General features: G+C 58.0%; 10 protein-coding genes and 5 pseudogenes. 5 read left to right on the top strand and 10 right to left on the bottom strand.

Features of this window, described 5'->3' with window-relative positions; all coding sequences use genetic code 11:
* Nucleotides 1–400: 400 nt before the first annotated feature.
* From tnpC (FOM02_RS31215) to tnpB (FOM02_RS31235), 4 genes and pseudogenes are all read right to left on the bottom strand, one after another.
* Nucleotides 401–1,192: pseudogene (gene tnpC, locus FOM02_RS31215) on the bottom strand (IS66 family transposase).
* A 25-nt stretch (nt 1,193–1,217) separates the two neighbouring features.
* Entirely contained in the window at nt 1,218–1,346 is a 129-nt protein-coding gene (locus FOM02_RS31225; protein ID WP_322596998.1) for an IS66 family transposase zinc-finger binding domain-containing protein, read from the bottom strand.
* The gene (locus FOM02_RS31230; RefSeq protein ID WP_265442225.1) at nt 1,286–1,549 is read right to left on the bottom strand and encodes a hypothetical protein; all 264 of its coding nucleotides are present in this window, start codon (nt 1,547–1,549) and stop codon (nt 1,286–1,288) included. The genes FOM02_RS31225 and FOM02_RS31230 overlap by 61 nt, the downstream gene beginning before the upstream one ends.
* 94 nt (nt 1,550–1,643) lie before the next feature.
* Nucleotides 1,644–2,261 carry an IS66 family insertion sequence element accessory protein TnpB gene (tnpB, locus tag FOM02_RS31235; RefSeq protein WP_265440507.1) on the bottom strand — a complete coding sequence of 206 codons (618 nt, stop codon included), beginning with the start codon at nt 2,259–2,261 and terminating at the stop codon, nt 1,644–1,646.
* Between the two features lie 711 nt (nt 2,262–2,972).
* Here tnpB (FOM02_RS31235) and FOM02_RS47280 point away from each other — a divergent pair.
* Nucleotides 2,973–3,143: pseudogene (locus FOM02_RS47280) on the top strand (ISAs1 family transposase); the annotation flags it as partial.
* A 232-nt stretch (nt 3,144–3,375) separates the two neighbouring features.
* On the opposite strand, the gene FOM02_RS31245 reads toward FOM02_RS47280, so the two are convergent.
* The 4 genes and pseudogenes from FOM02_RS31245 to FOM02_RS31260 all read right to left on the bottom strand — a co-directional run bounded on the left by FOM02_RS31245 (nt 3,376) and on the right by FOM02_RS31260 (nt 7,980).
* The gene (locus tag FOM02_RS31245; protein ID WP_265440508.1) at nt 3,376–4,056 is read right to left on the bottom strand and encodes a hypothetical protein; all 681 of its coding nucleotides are present in this window, start codon (nt 4,054–4,056) and stop codon (nt 3,376–3,378) included.
* A gap of 1,227 nt (nt 4,057–5,283) precedes the next feature.
* Nucleotides 5,284–6,514, bottom strand: a pseudogene (gene tnpC / locus FOM02_RS31250) (IS66 family transposase); the annotation flags it as partial.
* 224 nt (nt 6,515–6,738) lie between these two features.
* A complete protein-coding gene (gene tnpB / locus FOM02_RS31255) occupies nt 6,739–7,083 on the bottom strand; it encodes an IS66 family insertion sequence element accessory protein TnpB (RefSeq protein ID WP_265440509.1) in 345 nt (114 codons plus the stop codon).
* 471 nt (nt 7,084–7,554) lie between these two features.
* Complete coding sequence (locus tag FOM02_RS31260; protein WP_265440510.1) at nt 7,555–7,980, bottom strand: hypothetical protein; 426 nt, start codon at nt 7,978–7,980, stop codon at nt 7,555–7,557.
* Nucleotides 7,981–8,298: 318 nt separating this feature from the next.
* Between FOM02_RS31260 and FOM02_RS31265 the strand changes: the two are divergent.
* A pseudogene (locus FOM02_RS31265) lies at nt 8,299–8,597 on the top strand (IS66 family transposase zinc-finger binding domain-containing protein); the annotation flags it as partial.
* 222 nt (nt 8,598–8,819) lie between these two features.
* Here FOM02_RS31265 and proB read toward each other — a convergent pair.
* Nucleotides 8,820–9,713, bottom strand: coding sequence for a glutamate 5-kinase (gene proB, locus FOM02_RS31270; RefSeq protein WP_265440511.1), 894 nt, complete (start codon nt 9,711–9,713; stop codon nt 8,820–8,822).
* 336 nt (nt 9,714–10,049) lie between these two features.
* Nucleotides 10,050–11,339, bottom strand: a complete 1,290-nt coding sequence (locus tag FOM02_RS31275) for an ATP-grasp domain-containing protein (protein ID WP_265440512.1) — start codon at nt 11,337–11,339, stop codon at nt 10,050–10,052.
* 1,591 nt (nt 11,340–12,930) lie between these two features.
* Between FOM02_RS31275 and FOM02_RS31280 the strand changes: the two genes are divergently transcribed.
* The 3 genes and pseudogenes from FOM02_RS31280 (at nt 12,931) to FOM02_RS31290 (ending at nt 18,014) form a co-directional block, all read left to right on the top strand.
* Nucleotides 12,931–15,564: an AMP-binding protein gene (locus FOM02_RS31280; protein WP_265440513.1), complete on the top strand. Its 2,634-nt coding sequence runs from the start codon at nt 12,931–12,933 to the stop codon at nt 15,562–15,564.
* A gap of 60 nt (nt 15,565–15,624) precedes the next feature.
* Entirely contained in the window at nt 15,625–16,488 is an 864-nt protein-coding gene (locus FOM02_RS31285) for a PhzF family phenazine biosynthesis protein (RefSeq protein WP_265440514.1), read from the top strand.
* 372 nt (nt 16,489–16,860) lie between these two features.
* Nucleotides 16,861–18,014, top strand: a pseudogene (locus FOM02_RS31290) (IS3 family transposase).
* The last annotated feature ends 116 nt before the right edge of the window (nt 18,015–18,130 follow it).

Below are 18,130 nucleotides of genomic sequence, written 5' to 3' on the forward strand. Positions count from 1 at the left end.
CCCGAGTACGACTTCGGGGCCGCACCACGAGGTGTGCGGCGCGTACCTCGACGTTTGGAGTCGATGCACAACGCGCCGCCGGCGGAAGCTCGTGAATCGGTCCTACTCGCAGCAGGAACTGCATAAAACTCACCCCGACGGGGCTGGAATTTCCGCCAGCTTTACTGGATCGGAACGCAAGATGGATTCTGAAGACGCCCCCCGAATCGTTGGTAAACGTCGTTCTCAGGCCACGGCTTTGAGGGCGCGCGGTAGGCCCAAGGAGGCAGCTGATCTATACCGCTGTTTAGTGGCCGTTGACGATCCTTGCGAGGGCGTCGGCCCGATAGGCAAGCGGATCACGTCATTCAGCTTACAGGTTTCGATCAGGGAGGCGATGGTGGCCGAATGCTCGGCGCCGTCATCGGAGCCTCACGAACAGCGCGTTTTTCCGGTTGAGCGTGATCGGATGGATCGAGCACTCGACGGCGTTGTCGTCGAGCTCGATACTGCCATCATCGATGAAGCGCGTCAGGCCTTCCCAGCGGGAGAGCGCATAACGGATGGCGTCGGCCAACTTTCCCTTTTGGCTAATCAGCGCGAGCTTTGCGCGGAGCCATCGCCCGAAGCCTTCGGCCAGCGGGTGGCTTTTCTTTTGCCGAACGAGATGGCGCTCCTCCGCGCTGCGGCCACGGACTCAATGGCATAGAACTCGGTGATATGCTTGAGCGCCTCGCTTACAATGGGCGCGGGGCCATAGGCGGCAAGTTCGTAAAAGTTACGCCGCAGGTGCGACCAGCAGAATGCGAGCTGAACGTCGTCACGCCCGGCCAGTTTGCTATAGCCGGTGTAGGCATCGACCTGCAGGATCCCCTTGAAGCCTGCGATCGGGGGCATAGACATAGGCGGCGCTTGCCGGATCGGCACCGTACCATGTCCGGTCAACCGCCGCATAGGCCCACAGCTGACCGGTCTTGGTACGCCCGCGGCCGGATAGAGCACCGGCATCGTCGTCTCGTCGGCGAACAGTTTTAACCGTTGCCTGAGCTTGCCAGAGGCGCTCATGCAACGGACGTAGGTGGAAGGCGGCCTGCCCGACCCAATCCGCCAACGTCGAACGTTCGAGCTCAATGCCTTGGCGGGCGTAAATCTGCGCCTGCCGGTAGAACGGCAGGTGATCGGCATACTTGGAGAGCAGGCTGAGGGCGAGCACGGCCTCGCTCGGCAATCCGTCGCGATCAGCCTGGCCGCGGCGCCTGCATGACGCCGTCCTCGCAAGCTCGGCAGGCGTATTTGGGACGCCTGATCACGAGGATCCGGAACTGCGCACGGTCCAGGCCCAGTCGCTGGCTCCTGTCCTCGCCGATCCGGTGTAACTCGCCTTGGCCGCAGGAACAGGTCTTGTAATCGATGTCGACAATGATCTCGTCCGCGGCAGGTGCGTCGGCAAGGCGCCACGGTTGCCGCGGCGCTTACGAGCCGGTGCCTCAGGGTCTTCAGGTGCGCTGACGTCCTGCGCCGTTTCGCTGTACGCTGTCACCTGTTCGAAGTCTTTCAAGCCCAGCAGCATCTGGTCTTCAGGCACCGTCTCCGCCGCCGGCCAAACCGGTGTCGCTGCATACGCAGCCGTGCGCGCTCGCGCCGTTCAGCGAGCAGCATCACCTTCAGCGTGGCGTTTCCCGTGCTTCGTGCACAAGGCGCCAGTCGAGTCGTTCCAGCAGCGCGGACAATCGCGCGGACGACAGGCGCATCACACCGTCCTCGATCTTCGGCCAGCGGAAGATCCCATCCTCCAGCCTCTTGGCGAACAGGCACAAGCCTGTTCCATCCCAGAACACCAGCTTGATCCGATCCGCCCGCTTGGGCTGGAACATATAGACAGCTCCCGAGAACGGGTTAGCTCCCATGCTCTCGTGCATCAGAGTCGCGAGACCGTCCATGCCCTTGCGGAAGTCTACTGGTTTGCTCGCTACCATCACCAGACCGCACCCGACGGCCCGATCACCGCTCGCCTTCAGCGCTTGGACAATCGACGCAATCGTCGTTGGGTACGCACCACGACTGATGCCGGCAACTTCAATCTCGATGATCCCGGTATCCGGCCGGGCCTTGCACAGCACTTCTTTGCGTTCACGGCCAAGAGCTGGCGTCGGCACCACGGCGTCCACCACCGCCGGCACAAACTGTCCTTCGTCCGCCTCGAAATGACCGCCCGCGGCTTCTCGCAATTGCCGCCGCCAGCCAAACAGCTGCTGCGGCGACAGGCCATGCCGCCGCGGCACCGAACACACCGATCGCCACTCGACACGATCTCCGCGACGATCCGCGCCTTGTTCTCGTCGCTCCACCTCCGCCGACGACCGGCTCCGGTGAAGACCTCAAGCCGCCGCACAGGTTCCGTGATAGCAATATGCACTGTGTTCATTTTAAGCCTAACGGTCGAACCGAATCGCAGACTCGCAGAACATTCCGGTAAGTGTCCGCTGAACAGCGCTTACAATCGTCGAGGAGCGGAAGCAGAAGTTCAGGAAGCCTTCGGCAGTTGCCGGACCCGCGCGGACTGGTTAGGCAGGATCTGTTAAATGCTGTTCATCGCGCTTGCGGCAACGTCTTTGCGGTGGATGCCCGCGTGGACCCAGCTCAAGAAAGCATCTGGCCGCGACGAGGCCGCAAGCGCATCAAACTGCTAGCCCTCGGGTCGTTGGAGATCGTACCGCCGATGCGCTTCATTGTACCCGCGTTTGCGCTTGCGGTATGTCAGTGCGCAGCGGCGACTATGTGCTGGCGACCACGGCCGACCCCAGGATGCTCGTAATCCGCGATTGACGGCAAATGAAGGGGGCGCCGAGCAGATCGACCATTCCAGCCATGATCGGCGCGAAGTGCGACCTGTCACAATCATGCGCAAAACGAATCTGCCTGGCCCATATGGCTTTCCAAGTGCCGCTGTCGTGGCGCGCATTACCTTGTGCAGACGGCTGCGGTGTCAGCGCACCGATGCATCCGTCGTGCATCACTATCTCCTGGTAAATCCGTTCCTCCCAAGCGGCTGCTCCACATCCCGCGGCCATTGGGGCATCGAGAACCAGCTCCATTGGGTGCTCGACGTCCATTTTGAGGAGGACGGCAGTGACCATGCTCCCGAGAATCTCGCCATTCTGCGCTAATGCATCCTACGAACGCACCCAGACCGGGCCTTCCCTGCGCCCCAAAATCAAGCGCGCCGGCTGGGACAATGCATTTCTCAGGGCCGCGCTCGGCTATATCCGATAGCCCTGCCGATGGCGAACCATCCTCACCCGCTTTGCGTGACGTTCATTTCAATCGGAAATGCTGCGCTTCGACATTCTTGCGTGGGCCGCATTGCAGCGAATTGCTGGTAATCGGCCTATCGCTTTAGGAAATTCCGCTCATCAATAGTTTCGCGTTCGTTACGGCATCATACACCGGGAGCCTCGTGAGCTCGCGCACCTCCCGCGCCACTGCTGTAAATCCTGCGCATTCAAATAAGATCGCTTCCACGTCGTGATGTCGCTTGCGCATAACTGAAATAGCGGCCAGCAGATCTTTGATCATCTGTGAAACCGTGGTGTTGTTTTCAGGCTTCGACATTACCCTCCATGTCTCGGAATTCTCGATGCCAGCTACTGCTATGCGAGCACGCGACCCGACGCCGGCGAGCTTTAGCAAATCCCACGTCAGTCGATTCGAGTCGAACGTCACGATTCCGACGTGTCCCTTGATAGTCGCAAGGAGATACGGCAGAAGTAGCAGGGAGGACATGGAAACTGGCACCGATAGCACCTTGGCCACTGCCGTCTGATACTTGATTGTAAAGCCACAATTGCTTGTGATCGCAACTGCGCCGTCGCGCAATAAGCTTTTTGCCGTGTTTACAAATGCGGCTTTCATTTGGTCGTCGCCCGCACCAAAAACGACATTCTCCACCGAAGCGCCCGGGACGCGGCGGCAAATGGTTGGGAAGGAAAAGGTGGCAGGATTGCTGATTGATCCGGGTAGGCTCTGTGGAGTACTCTCCAGCTGCAATATGCCCAAGGCGCCGCTGTTCTGAGTCATGTTACCCGCCTCCCGAAAAAGCAAAAGAGCTCATGTCTGCTTTCTGCGCGTGTTCTGGGGGATCATCAATGCGGCGGCGGTTCCGCGCAGCGGCGTCGAGTGTGCCACCTCGTTGTTTCTTTCTTCATGGTCCGCTGCAGCCTAAGTTCCGCATTCCGAAGATGCAGGCCGCAACTAGATACTTCCGCCCGACCATCAAACATGAAACAAAAAAACACCGCGATTTGTGACGCACCATCATGGCAGGACATAGCATGGAAGATGGCCCCTCAAGAGCTAATCTTTTCAGCAGACCGTGCCGCGACTCGTCCGTCGAGCTCGTCCCTCAATTCGTCCCCCGTCAACCAAATGAGCCATTCGTCCCCCTTTATATCCTCCTCGATCAGCCGCAATATCGCTCCGCCTGGCTCATGATGGCGGTATTGCGAAACGCTTCCCCTATCCACTCGCCAGCGAGCTGCAAGCGCACATAGAAAGTCAGGAGCCCACAGCGCCAACGAAACGCCTTGTGCTATCCGTGTTGTGATTTGGGCAATCCCCCCTCCTCTAAAGTCTCTGCGGACCCAAAGATCCCCGCCGTAGGCTACTTTGCCGGTCATCTTTTTTGCGCTTGGTGCTGTGCAAGTACAATGGTCATTAGGATGCGCATGTATACTCGGATCAGCGTAAAATGCCTTCAAAGACTCGAGGTGTGCCGCAAAGTTGGTCTCTGAAAGATCATACAATCGAGCAGCATATGAGAGGGCGGCCTCCTTATTCGGACTGACCCCTATAATCCAGTAGCCCTCGCCTGATTTAATCGGCGAGCGATCTGGTCGGAAGTTCGGAGTGGTCCGTCCTTTTGTTGGAATGCCTCTTGCGATTGAAACATACTCGTAAAAGTCGAATCCTATAAAAAGCTTGATACCTCTTTGGGCGGCCGCGTCGCTATGTAATTGGGGCAAGCGAGATAATCGAAACGGCTGAGTTACGGTTTTCATTACTGCACATATCCTATCGTGATGAGCTACTTCATAGGCACCACGGCAACTAGAATGATACAGCATTAGCAACGGCTCGCGACTACCTACTTTGGTGAGACCCTATTGATGTGAGAAAGCGGCGTTTGGAAGTTTTAAGCGGCCGGTGGCGACAGAGAACAACAGATAGCGGGCCGCATTCTTCAGCAGCCGTGATCAGGAGACCAGCAGAACCATCACTCGCGACAGCTGAGACAGTTCAAACTGGCATCAGCCAACCCCGGTGATTCAAGGCGTAACGGATGTGCTCGGCGATTGTCGCTTTGCCCGAGACGCGGATGAGTTTCTGTCGGGACTTGAGCGGCAGCACCACCGGCTTCCTGTACTACTGGCGGATGGCACGACGGTCATTGACGCTGCGGCCCTGGTCGTCTTCTCAATCGCATGGAGAGCGGTACGCTCGCGCGCTTCGTTCGCGATCGGGACCGTCCCGGACAAGCGCCGCCGCAGATGAGCTCAGCAGAAGGTGAGCGCGATCGCCGCGTCACGCGCGGTGTCGGCAATGGTCTTGTAGACGGTGTAACGTCGCATTGCACGACGCCGCGACAAGTAGAGCAGCTTGAGCGAGTGAACGGCGCCATGACCAGGCGCATAAGTGTCGGCCGCTGCCCCCGATCAGCCCCGCTCCACGGCCGATCATCGCGCGCATCGCCCAAAAGAGGCCCTTCTTGGTGCGGCCGCGGCCGGATCGAGCACAGGCACTGTGTCTCGTCCACCGCAATCTTGTTCGCGGTCAAAATAATCTCACGCAGCCCGAGCCAGAGCAGACGAAGCCCTGCGCCCGCATAGCCCACCAGAACGCCAAACCGAGCGCTTGATGTCGATACCCTGCGCAAGCAGGATCTGAGCCTGCCGATACAGCGGTAGGTGCCAGGCATATTTGGCGACCTGAGCATCGGCGACCATCACCTTGGCCAAGCCGCCCTTGATCAGCCGCTCTGGGGCGGCGCCTGAGCCACGCCATCCGTGCAGGCCGGACAGCTCTATTTGTGAGGATGGGTGACGATCACGCGGAACTGTGCCGGAATGACGTCGAGCCGCAGTGAGGTCTCCTCACCGATCACATGCAGAGGAGCGCGGCAGCGGGGACCGTTCGTAGCGTCCGCGGCACTTGTGACGTCCATATGCGGCAGATGGGCTGGAAGCGCACCACGGCTGGCGCGGCGCCATTCAGCACGCTGGCGTGCGCCTGCCGTGTTCTTCCTGTCCTGAGCCGCTTCATCGCCGGCAATGCCTGCTCGATGTCCTCGATCGCCGGCTGCAACTGCTCAGGATGGAGCTTCTCCGAGCGGCGATCGCACTGCGCGCGTTGCAGCGGACGCAAGAAATGCTGAAGGAGATCCATTTGTGACAGCACCTGACGCGTTCGGCGATCGCAGCGTCACACCTTGCGATTGCGCGTCGCGCTCCGCGCGTACCGCCGCAACTAGCGCCTGCAGCGCCTATCGGTCGGAAGTTGGGTCCCCCTCACGCCCGGTACTCAAGCTGGTTCGCGGGGCCTTATCTAAGACTGCAGCCGACATGATTCAGTTGGTCACAGGGTTCACGACGTTCCGCTCGGCTGACCAATGTCGCGGGCATGCAGGCGCGACCAATCCAGGCCGTTTATTAGGGCGGCGAGCTGTGAGGCCGACAAACGCATCAGGCCATCGGGGACCTTCGGCTAGCGGAACGCGCTATGCTCCAGCCGCTTCCACAGCAGCACGAGTCCGGACCCGCCCCAGGCAAAAATCTTCAAACGGTCCGCCCGCTTCGAACGAAAGACAAAAATCGTTCTCGCAAACGGATTATGGTTGAGTTTTTCGCGCGCCAGCGCCGCGAGACCATCGGCACCTTTACGAAAGTCGACGGGCCGCGTCGCGACTATGATCTTCGCCCCCGAAGCCGCGATCATGTCGGCGCGCTCACGGCCCGCAGCACATCGCGCAGCCAGGCCGGATTCCCCCGCCGCTGCGCGAACCACCGCATCATCAATCCCGATGCTGCCGTTCCGCGTTGCCGCTTCCATGCACATCCCAGCGGGGCGATGCACCGACACCAACGGAATGAAGAGCGGCGCATGGTCGGAACCGTTTCAGGTGCTACTTTTCGTCGACGAGCCGGCCTATCCGTCGTCAGATAATTTGAGACTGATCATAATGCGTTTGCGTTCTTCGATGATTGCCTCGGCCCGAGCGAAGTAGACATCAGCCGGCGCCGGCTTGTTGATGCTCTCATGATATCGGACGTGATAGTACTATTCGAAAGGCCGGTATCGCCATTCGAGATCGCAGACAGGTAGTAATTGTCGAGCAGAAGCGGTTCTTCAACGTTTGACCAGCGCTCGATCTTTCTGGGGGGATGATACGGACTGCTGCAATGTAGCGAGAGAAGTCGTCAAGTACTTGATGAGGTCCCTTCAGCAGCCGGTAGATTGTAAGCGTCCCGCCGAGGCCCTTCAGATTGTTTGTGCACTGATTCGGGATCGTCGCTAGAAGCGTCATCTTCGGTGCTCACAATCGACGACCGTTCGGGCGACATAAGACGACCGATGTCGTCGCGTATCGAACTGTATGGTGGCGTAAGTCGAAAGCACGAGCCGGATGATTTGAAGACACAGATTGTTGTGGAAAGCCTCGAGCCAGGCGTGGTTGTAACAGATTCGCACGCTGCCATGGCTGCCGGCCACAGCAGCTGCATCACTGGCCGCGCCGGGCGCGTTTAGGTCAATCGGTGCTGCCGGCTTCGACGGATAATTATCGTTCGTGCCTTTGGTGTCGTAATTGTCGCTACTGGTGGCTCTGGCGCCCTCCGGATCACCCGCAGCGACCACTGTTACGGTCGAGTTCCTGGGTGCACGGGTGGAGGTGCGCGACGCCTGATAGCGTTGAGTGATATGTTTTTGCGTTCCGACGGGCACGTTCATGCTGACTCCACCCGCGAGCCTCATGGTTGCGTTGCGACCCAAGCTGTGGATTTCGGAATGGGTGCGGATGGCCTAGCGACGCTGGGTCGTGCCCCGATAACGGCGTGGCGGTGGTCTTCCGTGCGAAGCGCGCCGATCGGGTGAAGATTCTCGTCCGGATGGCAGCAGCCTTCTGATGTATTGGAAGCGGCTCGATGACAGCGGCTTCAAATGGCGTCTCATTGTTGCCGGCGTCGTGCGGATGAACGCCGCGCAGGCGTCCGCGCTCCCGGCCGGCATGGATTGGACACGCGTGCACGCGCCTCGGATTCCGCAGCTGAAAGCACGTGCGCGATTCTCGAAGCAGCCGTGGATCGCGCCGATCCCGGAACATGCGAGAGGAACTGCCGAGCGCAGGACCATTCGCGGCAAGCTGCCGGAGCATGTGCCACGCATCGTCGACCCCCCTGATGCCCGCTGAAATCTGTTGCCGTCCGGCGAAAGCGTCCTTTCTGAGATTAGCAGCGATGAGAGCCAGAGCCTGGACGTGGTTACCAGCGCAGTATCGCGTAATCGTCACTCAACGACGCAAATTGGCCTGCCGCGCCTGTCATGGCGTCGTTCTCCAGCGCGCCGCGTCAGCTTCTTGCTTTATACTTCTTCATGAGCCGATCATGTAGCTACCCCTCCTACGGAAGCAGCGGCTGCCGGGTGTACTCGTCATGGGGGCGAGATGCAGACTTTCTCTTGTTGATCGAACTGAGCTCTAACCTGCCCTTGCAGCGAGACCGTCGGACGTCAACAGCACTCGGTGAATATCTGCCGGCCCGGAGGAGATCTCTCTTACCTTCCATAGCCAACTAAGGTGGACGACCCTCCGGTTTGCGGCAAACTGTTGTACCTGCGTCCGGGCTGCGCTCGTTTTTGGCGAATGGAACAAACCATGTTGATGGCCCACCGTTCTCGATGGCGGCGAGCGGGTAAGATTTGTTTCCATTCGCAATGACCATTTCACAGCCGGCGTCCATGGCTATCCTTGCGGCTATCAACTTTGTCACCATACCGCCCGAGCTATGGTGAGGGGCGCGATCACCGGCCATGGCCTCTATTTCGGGGGTAATGCATCGCACCTCTGTCACTAGGCGGGCAAATGCGTTGTCGTGCGGGTCTTCCGTAAAGAGGCCATCTATATTGGAAAGCAGGATGAGAACGTCGGCGTTCACGATCTGGGCGAGCCGTGCCGCCAGCCGGTCATTATCGCCAAAACAGTTCTCGGCCGTTGCGGTCGCGTCATTCTCATTGACAATCGGTACCGCACCAACTTTCAGAAGTTGTTGAAAGGTTGATCTCGCATCAGCATGGCGCTGCTGATTTTCGATATCTTCGCCGGTTAATAACAATTGCCCCACCCCAAAGCCACGGCGCTTGAAACTCTGTTCATATGCGCGCATGAGTTGAACCTGCCCAATCGCGGCTGCCGCGTGCCTCTCCCCCATTTGCAAACACCTATCTAACCGACCGAAGCGATGTGATCCAACCGCGACAGCGCCAGAGGTGACGATGATCACTTGCTGCCCGCGCGCGAAGAAGCGAACCACATCCTCTACCAACATTTCGAGCCAAGCCCCACGTATCTCCCCAGTGTCCGCATCGGCGGTGAGTGCGGAGCCAATCTTCACGATCAGCCGACGAGCCGAAAGCAGTTGGACAGCGCTCGCTCTTGCTGAGTCTTGCTTTAATAGAAACGAAGACATGCCTCTCCAATCTTTCCTTTGCAATTCAACATCCAGTCCGTTGCGTCGGCAGTAGTAATTATCTAGTCTCCCCTTTCATGAACGTCACGATCTCCTACTGTCGAAATGCTTGAGCATATCGAATCTCCGAGTCGTACTTCCTAGTGAGAAAATGGGTCTTACTATCCGCGCCTCTCTCATAGCCAAGGTGAGATGATGCATAAGTGCCCGGAAGACGATTTCGTTCGAGACAGCAATGGTCGTGCTACCATCTTAGGAGGCGCTCAGAAGTAGAGAAGCAGCATCGTCGAACTGCATCACTTTCGTTCCCCCAATTGCACCACCGATCGGCGACGATCACCTCTTGCCTTGCGACACCTGGGCTGGTTCCGGGAAGTGAGGTGCCGCAGATTGCTCCTGTTCGCCGAGGCTCGGAAATGGCTTGATCGACCAATCGATTAAATCGATGGCGTGCCGAACTACCGCCTCGCTCTGAGCAAGGTTGGGTGAAACGGCGATAACATGGCCTATGCGGTCTCGGTAATCGCCTTTCATAACGATCTGCGCTTTAGGTTTAACGTAGAATTTGACCTCGGCCACGCCGAGTACGGCAGCCGCCCGACTCGCTCCATCGATCCAATCGAGGGTGCCATCGCGATCGGGATGAAAGATCCGCGAGGCTGTAGCGTGCGAATGCCTTCTGCGCAGATCCCATTCGTCGCCAATGACAAGCTTAATGTGCTCGGTGATGAGATCGATACCGTAGGCCAGTTGAACCATCCGAGGACCAATCCCACCCGCCAGACGCGGATTGACTTCAATGACGACTGGGCCACGCTTAGTCCAACGGAATTCAATGGCCGTTGGCCCCCAGCCAAGTCCGAGAGCTCGCAGACAGCTGAGCGAAACATCGGCGATACGTCTATTATCGTCATCACTCAGCGAGGCTGGGAAGGCAAGCTCGCGAAAGAGGAAATGCGGTAAGGGACCGAAGTTGCCGGCGGTAATTCCAATGACCTCATCTCCCATTATTTCGGCGCAATAGTAGGTGCCTCGTGCGAATTCTTCGACAAGGATCCTCGGTGAAGACCGCCATATGTGCTTTCCGCCCAACAGATATGCCGTATGTTCGGCCAACTCATCGACGTCGCGGCACAGTCGGACGCCGTAGCTACCGTTGCCTACGCCTGGCTTAAGAATCACCGGCAGGCCGATCTCCGCGGCAGAGCGTTCTACCTCCGTCGCATCCAATGCTAAACGATAAGCCGGTATAGGAACGCCCGCCTCGGCAAGGAGCTGACGTTGGGTGAATTTGTCGCAGCATCGTTCGATGGACGCGGGATTCGGTCCCGGCAGACCGAAATGCCGACAGAGCTTGCCGGCTGTTGCATAGACCGGTTCTCTGGCGCTAGTAATGCCAGCGATCCGATAGATTTCACGCAGCCGGGAACATTCGCCGATCAGTGCATCGAGGTTGGTTGTATCAATACGGATTGTCTCAATTCCGTCCGCCGCAAGATAGTCGTACTGAGTTGGATCAGCAGATAAGGTGATTGGATGGAGGCCAAGACGCCGAGCGGCTTGGGCGTATTGCAGACCAGTACCAAGTGTGTTGCCTTCAAGCAGGATGAGCACTCTTCTTGTCATGGGCTGCTGACTTTCTGTTGTGTACCGGCGGACGAATACTTGACGGTGCCCCAAGCAACGGGCGTGCCATCGAAGCGATAGGCCGAGCATGAGGGCAAACCATGTGATCGCCCGCGCCAACGGAATACTTACCCGTCGGCTTCTGAACATAGGCGTCCTCAACCGGACGCAGCTGGAGAGATGGCATAACACAGACTTCGGACACGACGGTCGGCTACCAAAGATCGTGAATGTGAGCGCACCCGTGGCCGAGATCGCTCGGACAGTCCCGCTGAGCGCGAGTTGTAGAAAGGCGACGACGACGGCGCTGGAGGCGGCCGGGCTCTCGCGTGGCGACGCCGGCGCTGTTAAGACTCTGGCCGCGGTGGGAAAACGTGTGGCCGACGGCCTGTCCCGCTGCTTGATAATCCGCGCTAACCGGACCAGATGGTTCACAGCCTCTCAGATTGCTTCGCTTCTGTATGAAGATGATCACCGCTGGGTATGACTACGGTCACGACACCGACCAGCTGCGCTCCGATGCAATCGTCAAAAAATGGCCTAGAACAGTGCTCGCTGCTTCGGGCCCGATCCGGCGTTGCAATTGACGATATGTCGGCTAGCCAATCGTGACGGTACGTTGGCACAGCACGGTTTGCAGACACGATTCTACGACTAGCGAAGCGATGGAGTGGAATCGATTTGCGCGCCTGGTGCGAGCGATCCGCAATTGGCCGAGCACCTGGATGCCAATCGGGCTCGAGAACCATTGCACTCCACAGATCATCGACGGAGCCGTGCCCACGCCATCAACTCCACCTCCGGCCTAACTCCCACCACCATATTCCGCAAGCATATCACAGACCCTGACGCCGGCACATGCGCGCTTCGAAGTGTCATTGAAGAAGCCCAAGGTCCGCCTCTTCACATAATTCCTGGCCGGAGCGGCTGGTGCTGCGTCCCGCAACTCATCGAGCGCCTCGAGGCCGCGCCTAAGACGCTTGTACTCGCAGTATCCTGACCACCGCTGCAAGCGACAAACCGTACATTACCGCACAATCACTGTGACAGCAGGTCTCTGTTTGTCCGCGGCGGCAGAGACCAGCACGGCGAGCGACCTCATGTGGGCCCTCGCATTCACGATCTCTAGCCGCCGAACGCGTTTCGAAGCCCTTGTTGTTAGCATGCTCAAGTGTGTTCGGCTCAATACGTCTATGTTCGGAACCCGCCCATCCGAGGCGCAACTGAGGTTGGCGCGGTGCGAAACACATGGTTGCTCCTCGTGCTCGAACAACCTCTTTCCATTGGCACGCCCGTTGCTTGGGACAAGGTGAAGTATCCGCCCACCGGTCTGCAACAGAAGGTCAACGGCCTATGAGCGCTTATCCTGGTTGACGGCAACACACTTGGTACCGGCCTCAAACCATAGTTCAGCGCGCCATCGATCGTGCCGCTTGGTTGACCAAACCATTCCCGACCTTCAGCGACAGGAACAATCTGCGGCCCCTTATCGCCCCGAACCAACCTAGGTATCGTAAGGCAAGAGGTAAGAGCAGGAAAGAGAAAGAGACAAGCGGACACGAAAACTGGCTACGCCGCCGAGGAAGAACCGATGAATACACCTATGATACAGACCTTGATACCGACACTTTCTGGCTGGCGGCGCCCCTTGCGTTTTGGCCACGACAAGATAGCCGATGTCATCGCGAAAACTTTGGAAAACTTTCCTTCGAACACCGCAGTACGTACGAGCGAGAATGGCGACATAAGCTATCGGATGCTGGGGGCGTCCGCGTCTAGCCTCATGAAGAGCTTGGAGGACGTTGGCGTCCGTCCTGGTGACGCGGTCATTTTCAGACTTCCTCGATCAGTTGCATTGGTTACGGCTGTCTTAGCTTCCCAAATGTTGGGCGTTGTCTTCGTGCCTGTGGATCCAGCGGAATCTCGCCAACGGCTCGACCACATACTCCGCAACACGAATGCCCAGGCCGTTATTAGTTTGGACGCAGCCGGTTCAGTATGTGTCGAGCGCATCTCCGCCCAGGGTGACGACAACTCAGTTCTCTCAAACATCGCCTACGTCATGCACACCTCAGGAAGCACGGGAGTCCCGAAAGGGGTACCGGTCTCGCAGGCAGCTCTCCTAAACTTGGTCGACTGGTATATCGACATGATCGAGTTCTCGGAGAACGCCAGCATTTCTCAGCTTACGCGGCCAGCATTCGATGTCTCGATTCCAGAGTTCTTCGTGCCATTTGCAACTGGTGGAACAATTGTCTTGCCCAGTACCCAACTGCAAGTTCAAATCATTCAAACAATTGAGTTCCTAATTCAAAGCGGCACGAACGTCATTCAGATGGCTCCAACGCTGCTGCGGCGCTTCCTTGGAAGCCTCGAACGTCTCCCCCACATGGCGGCACGATTCACAGATCTCAAATATGTAGTTTGCAATGGCGAATCCCTATCAAATCCAATTAGGCGACGATTTTACTCCATCCTCCCCAATGTAGTGCTAATAAACAGCTACGGACCAACCGAATGCTGTGTTGCCGTTAGTTACCACCATTGCCCTTGTGGTGAGGCAGACATCCCGATGTACATTGGCAAACCAGGGTGCAATCTCGATTTTTATGTTCTTGACGAAAACCAGATGAACGTTGGGCTAGGGGTCGAGGGCGAGCTCTGGGTAGGAGGCGTGCAGACGTCCCAACGCTATGTGGCTGACGAGGTCCAATCGAAACTGCGCTTCGTTCGATCCATGACCACCAGCGGCGAACAGGTGCTCTACCGCACTGGTGATTATGTCGTCGCGTCGGAAGAGCATGGATTACTATTCATCGGAAGAAGGGATGATCAGATCAAGTATCGCGGAACCCGATTGGAAAAAGGGGAAATTACCAGCGCGGTCGACAAGACGGGCTTATGTACGGATTCGGCTGTGGTGATTGTAGACGAAGACGACGAGAGCCAGGTGCTTGTCTGCATGGTGACTCCCGCGAGTTCCGATGTGGATGAAATTCACCGGCGGCTATTTGATGTATTGCCGAAGGATCGTATTCCACGGCTCGTCGCACCTCTGCTCGAGCTTCCCTTTACTGCCAATGGAAAGCTCGATCAGCGCGCGCTCGAGAAGGCAGCGCAGCAGGCGCTCAGGGCGAATGTGAAGCGCACGTCACCCAAGTTCGAAAATGCAACCGGATCACCGTTGGATCATTTGCTGGAAGCGGTACGTGCAGTCACGAGAAGATTGGCAATACCCAGCAGGACAGCTTGGGAGCATGAGATTGATTCGTTGAATTTCCTAGAAATACAGCTCAAGTTGGCGGAAAGCGGCTTGATGTTCCGGGAGGACGTTTATCGAGAGCAAAGTTTGTCGCTTGAGGAGTGGGCAACGCGAATTCAGCCTGTCGATGATAGCAGTTTTCAAGCGGGCCTCATCGGCAACTGCGGACAAGCTGCCAAGTTTAGTGACGAGCTCGCGCAGATTGTCGAACACATTGAAGCGCAGGCCCCCAACATAATTGTCCTGCATTCATCGCTTATGGCATTGAAGAACGTGAGGGCCAACGAGGTAGAATCCGCCCTTCTAGAGGCGCTAGCCAGAATCTCCGCTTCATCCACGATCGTTCTGCCAGCATTCACGTTGAGCTTCTGCGCGACGCGGTGCTTTCATTGGACTAAAACTAGGTCCGAGACAGGCGTACTGGCTGATCTCGTGATGCGAGAGCTTCCCTCTGGGCGCACTAAACATCCCGCTTATTCGATGGTCGTGATCGGCCCGAGGTCCGGAGAATTGTGCGCGACGGACTGGTGGAAATGCAGTCCATTCGGCGACGATTCAATATTTGGCGAGATAAGTCGCTCAGATGGCTTGATAGTTGGCCTAGGCACATCAAGTTTTACTCATGTGCATAGGTGCGAAGTCTTAGCAGAAACGCCATACAGCAAGACCATAAGCTTGAGGGGGGCGGCCGACTTCGGAGCAGGCGAGATGGATATTTCGGCGCCGATCTATATTCGCGATATTGAGGGCCGGCCCGAACACTCGTTCCTCGCACACGACACGGAGCGGGACGTTCGCGAAATGAGAGATGTGCTGCGAGAGTTCGTAATAGCTGGGACCTACGCGAGATTCGTGAACGCAAGAAAGATGGAGTCCAAGCTCGTTCCCGTCATGCGGACCGAACCATATGGGTTCTTACATGAGAGAGCCAGAGCCGAGGCGCAGCGCGCATATCGGAGTTAACACCGACCGGCAGCTTCGACGAACGCGACGTGTGTTGCACAAGACCGGAAGAGTTGAGATATGACAGCTGAAAGAAAAGGTTTCGTTCTGCCAGCGTGCTTAAGCGAGAAAACGCTTGCTGCGGGGCGATCGGATGGCGATTCACCCTCAGTAGTTTATGCGTTTGCGGACGGCCGCTTCGCCGGCAATCCGGCGGCAGTGGTGCTTTATCACAGGTATCCGACGGCTGCCGAGTGCTTGCAGCTCGCGCGACGATTTCGGCAGCCTGTAACAGTGTTTCTTCGGCCGTTGAAAGAGACAGGCCATTTTGAAATTCGCTGGTTCACGCAAAACGCCGAACTGGATCTCTGTGGACACGGAACATTCGCGGCGACTTTTTGGCTTTTCCGTGCTGATTACGGACCAATTGATCGAATCTTCTATCATTCTCGCAGCGGGCTTCTTAACGCTTGGCGGCAAGGCGACGTCATACACGTCGCGCTTCCGGTCATCCATACGAAGCCCGCAGATCCGATGGAATATGACGCTGTGCAACGATGCATCGGTGTCCCGGTTAGGGAGATTCGGAAGGCATATGACGACTACATTGTTGTCGTCGACAACGAACGTGTCGTTCTTGATTACGCCCCGAATTTTCAAAGCATAGCTCAGATCGATTGCCGCGGGATCGTTGTCACGGCCCAAGTCGATTCAAACGGAGTGCTCGGTGAATTCGACATCGTATCAAGAGTCTTCTTGCCCAGAATCGCGATCGATGAGGACCAAGTATGCGTGTCGGCGCATTGTAAGCTCTATCCATATTGGGCCAAGGTTTTGGGCAGGACGGACTTGAGAGCGCTGCAGGCATCGGAAGGCGGGGGCGTCCTCGAGCTCTCATCATGGGGTGATCGTATCATCGTCAGGGGAAGCGCCAAGCTTTCCTGAAGAATACCGAGACGGCCGCCTTGCATTGTTAAGAACTGTCCTAATGGACGTGGGGACGTCCCCAAAGATGCAAGAAGAAAGCCTTCGAATGAGCAAGGAGGGGCGGTCGGCGGCTGACATGTGTCCGGCCCCTCTGCTGCGGCCGTTATATGCCGCCGGCCCGCATAGAGCTCGCGGAGCGGGTCCAATTCCGTGATGCGCGCTCGGGGCGCGTGAGCGATGGACGAGATTATGTGCCGGAGCCGCCCTAACTCCTGCCAGGGCGGCCACTGCTGGACGGGCCTTAGCGCTCGCTTGCGGGTGAGGGACTGACCTGCCACTGAGTATCTCCTCCAGAAGGAGTTAGAGTCCGGCCCGAAGAAGGACGGACAGATGAAGCGAGCAAGGTTCACGGAAGAGCAGATTATCGCGGTGTTGAAGGAGCATGAGGCTGGGGCAAAGACAGCCGACCTGGCTCGCAAGCATGGAATCTCCGAGGCGACAATCTACAATTGGAAGGCCAAATTCGGCGGCATGGACGTCTCCGAGGCCAAGCGGCTGAAGGCGCTGGAGGAGGAGAACGCGAAGCTGAAGAAGCTTTTGGCCGAGCAGATGCTCGACGCAACCGCCCTTCGCGAGCTGCTTTCAAAAAAATGGTAGGGCCCGCCGCCAAGCGCGCTGCGGTCGCGCATCTGCAGGCCGTCATGAGCCTGTCGGAACGGCGGGCCTGCTCGATCGTCAGCGCTGATCGGAAGATGATCCGCTACCGCTCCCGCCGCCTTCAGACACGGCTCTGCGTGGCCGATTGCGCGACCTCGCCAACGAGCGGCGGCGTTTCGGCTACCGCCGGCTGTTCGTCCTGCTGCGACGGGAGGGCGAGCCGTCGGGGATCAACCGGATCTACCGGCTTTATCGGGAAGAAGGGCTCACCGTCGCAAGCGGCGGGCTCGCCGCAAGGCCGTAGGGACCCGTGCCCCGATCCTGGTCGAGGCGAGGCCCAACGCACGCTGGTCGCTGAATTTCGTCGATGACCAGTTCGCCAACGGTCGGCGTTTCCGCATCCTCAACATCGTCGACGACGTCACCAAGGAATGTCTGGGCGCCATCCGGACACATCGATCTCGGGGCGGCACGTGGCCCGCGAACTGACGGCGGTCGTCGACCGGCGCGGCAAGCCAGGAATGATCGTCTCCGACCATAGCAACGAGTTCACCTGCAACGCCATGCTCGCCTGGTGCAAGGACGCAGCCATCGACTGGCACTTCATCGCACCGGGATAGCCGATGCAGAACGGCTTTTTCGAGAGCTTCAACGGTCGAATGCGCGACGAACTGCTCAACGAGACCCCGTTCTTCGATCTCGACGATGCCCGCGCCAAGATCGCTAACTGGATTGCCGACTACAATCTCCAGCGGCCTCACTCGTCATTGAAATACCTGACCCCCGCGGCCTATGCCGCCCACCTCACCGCGCCACTTGGCGTGAAGAAGCCCGAGGCTCTAACCCGCCGCTGGATGAAAACTCAATGGCAGGTCAGGATCAGTTAGATCAATTAGCTGGATCCCGCCAACGTTGGTCGCCACGCAAAGAGCCGCAGACGCCTGAGAGAACTCACGGGTACTGCATCAATGCGTGTTCGACGCCCGAATCAGATAATCTTCGA

It is taken from the genome of Bradyrhizobium sp. SEMIA, assembly GCF_014844175.1.
Classification (GTDB): Bacteria; Pseudomonadota; Alphaproteobacteria; order Rhizobiales; family Xanthobacteraceae; genus Bradyrhizobium; species Bradyrhizobium arachidis.

What these genes read in the sequence shown, in the direction of transcription:
- FOM02_RS31230 (WP_265442225.1), bottom strand. Translation starts at nt 1,549, where the DNA reads ATGCTGCTGGGCTTGAAAGACTTCGAACAGGTGACAGCGTACAGCGAA.
- FOM02_RS31245 (WP_265440508.1), bottom strand. Translation starts at nt 4,056, where the DNA reads ATGACTCAGAACAGCGGCGCCTTGGGCATATTGCAGCTGGAGAGTACT.
- tnpB (WP_265440509.1), bottom strand. Translation starts at nt 7,083, where the DNA reads ATGGAAGCGGCAACGCGGAACGGCAGCATCGGGATTGATGATGCGGTG.
- FOM02_RS31260 (WP_265440510.1), bottom strand. Translation starts at nt 7,980, where the DNA reads ATGAACGTGCCCGTCGGAACGCAAAAACATATCACTCAACGCTATCAG.
- proB (WP_265440511.1), bottom strand. Translation starts at nt 9,713, where the DNA reads ATGTCTTCGTTTCTATTAAAGCAAGACTCAGCAAGAGCGAGCGCTGTC.
- FOM02_RS31275 (WP_265440512.1), bottom strand. Translation starts at nt 11,339, where the DNA reads ATGACAAGAAGAGTGCTCATCCTGCTTGAAGGCAACACACTTGGTACT.
- FOM02_RS31280 (WP_265440513.1), top strand. Translation starts at nt 12,931, where the DNA reads ATGAATACACCTATGATACAGACCTTGATACCGACACTTTCTGGCTGG.
- FOM02_RS31285 (WP_265440514.1), top strand. Translation starts at nt 15,625, where the DNA reads ATGACAGCTGAAAGAAAAGGTTTCGTTCTGCCAGCGTGCTTAAGCGAG.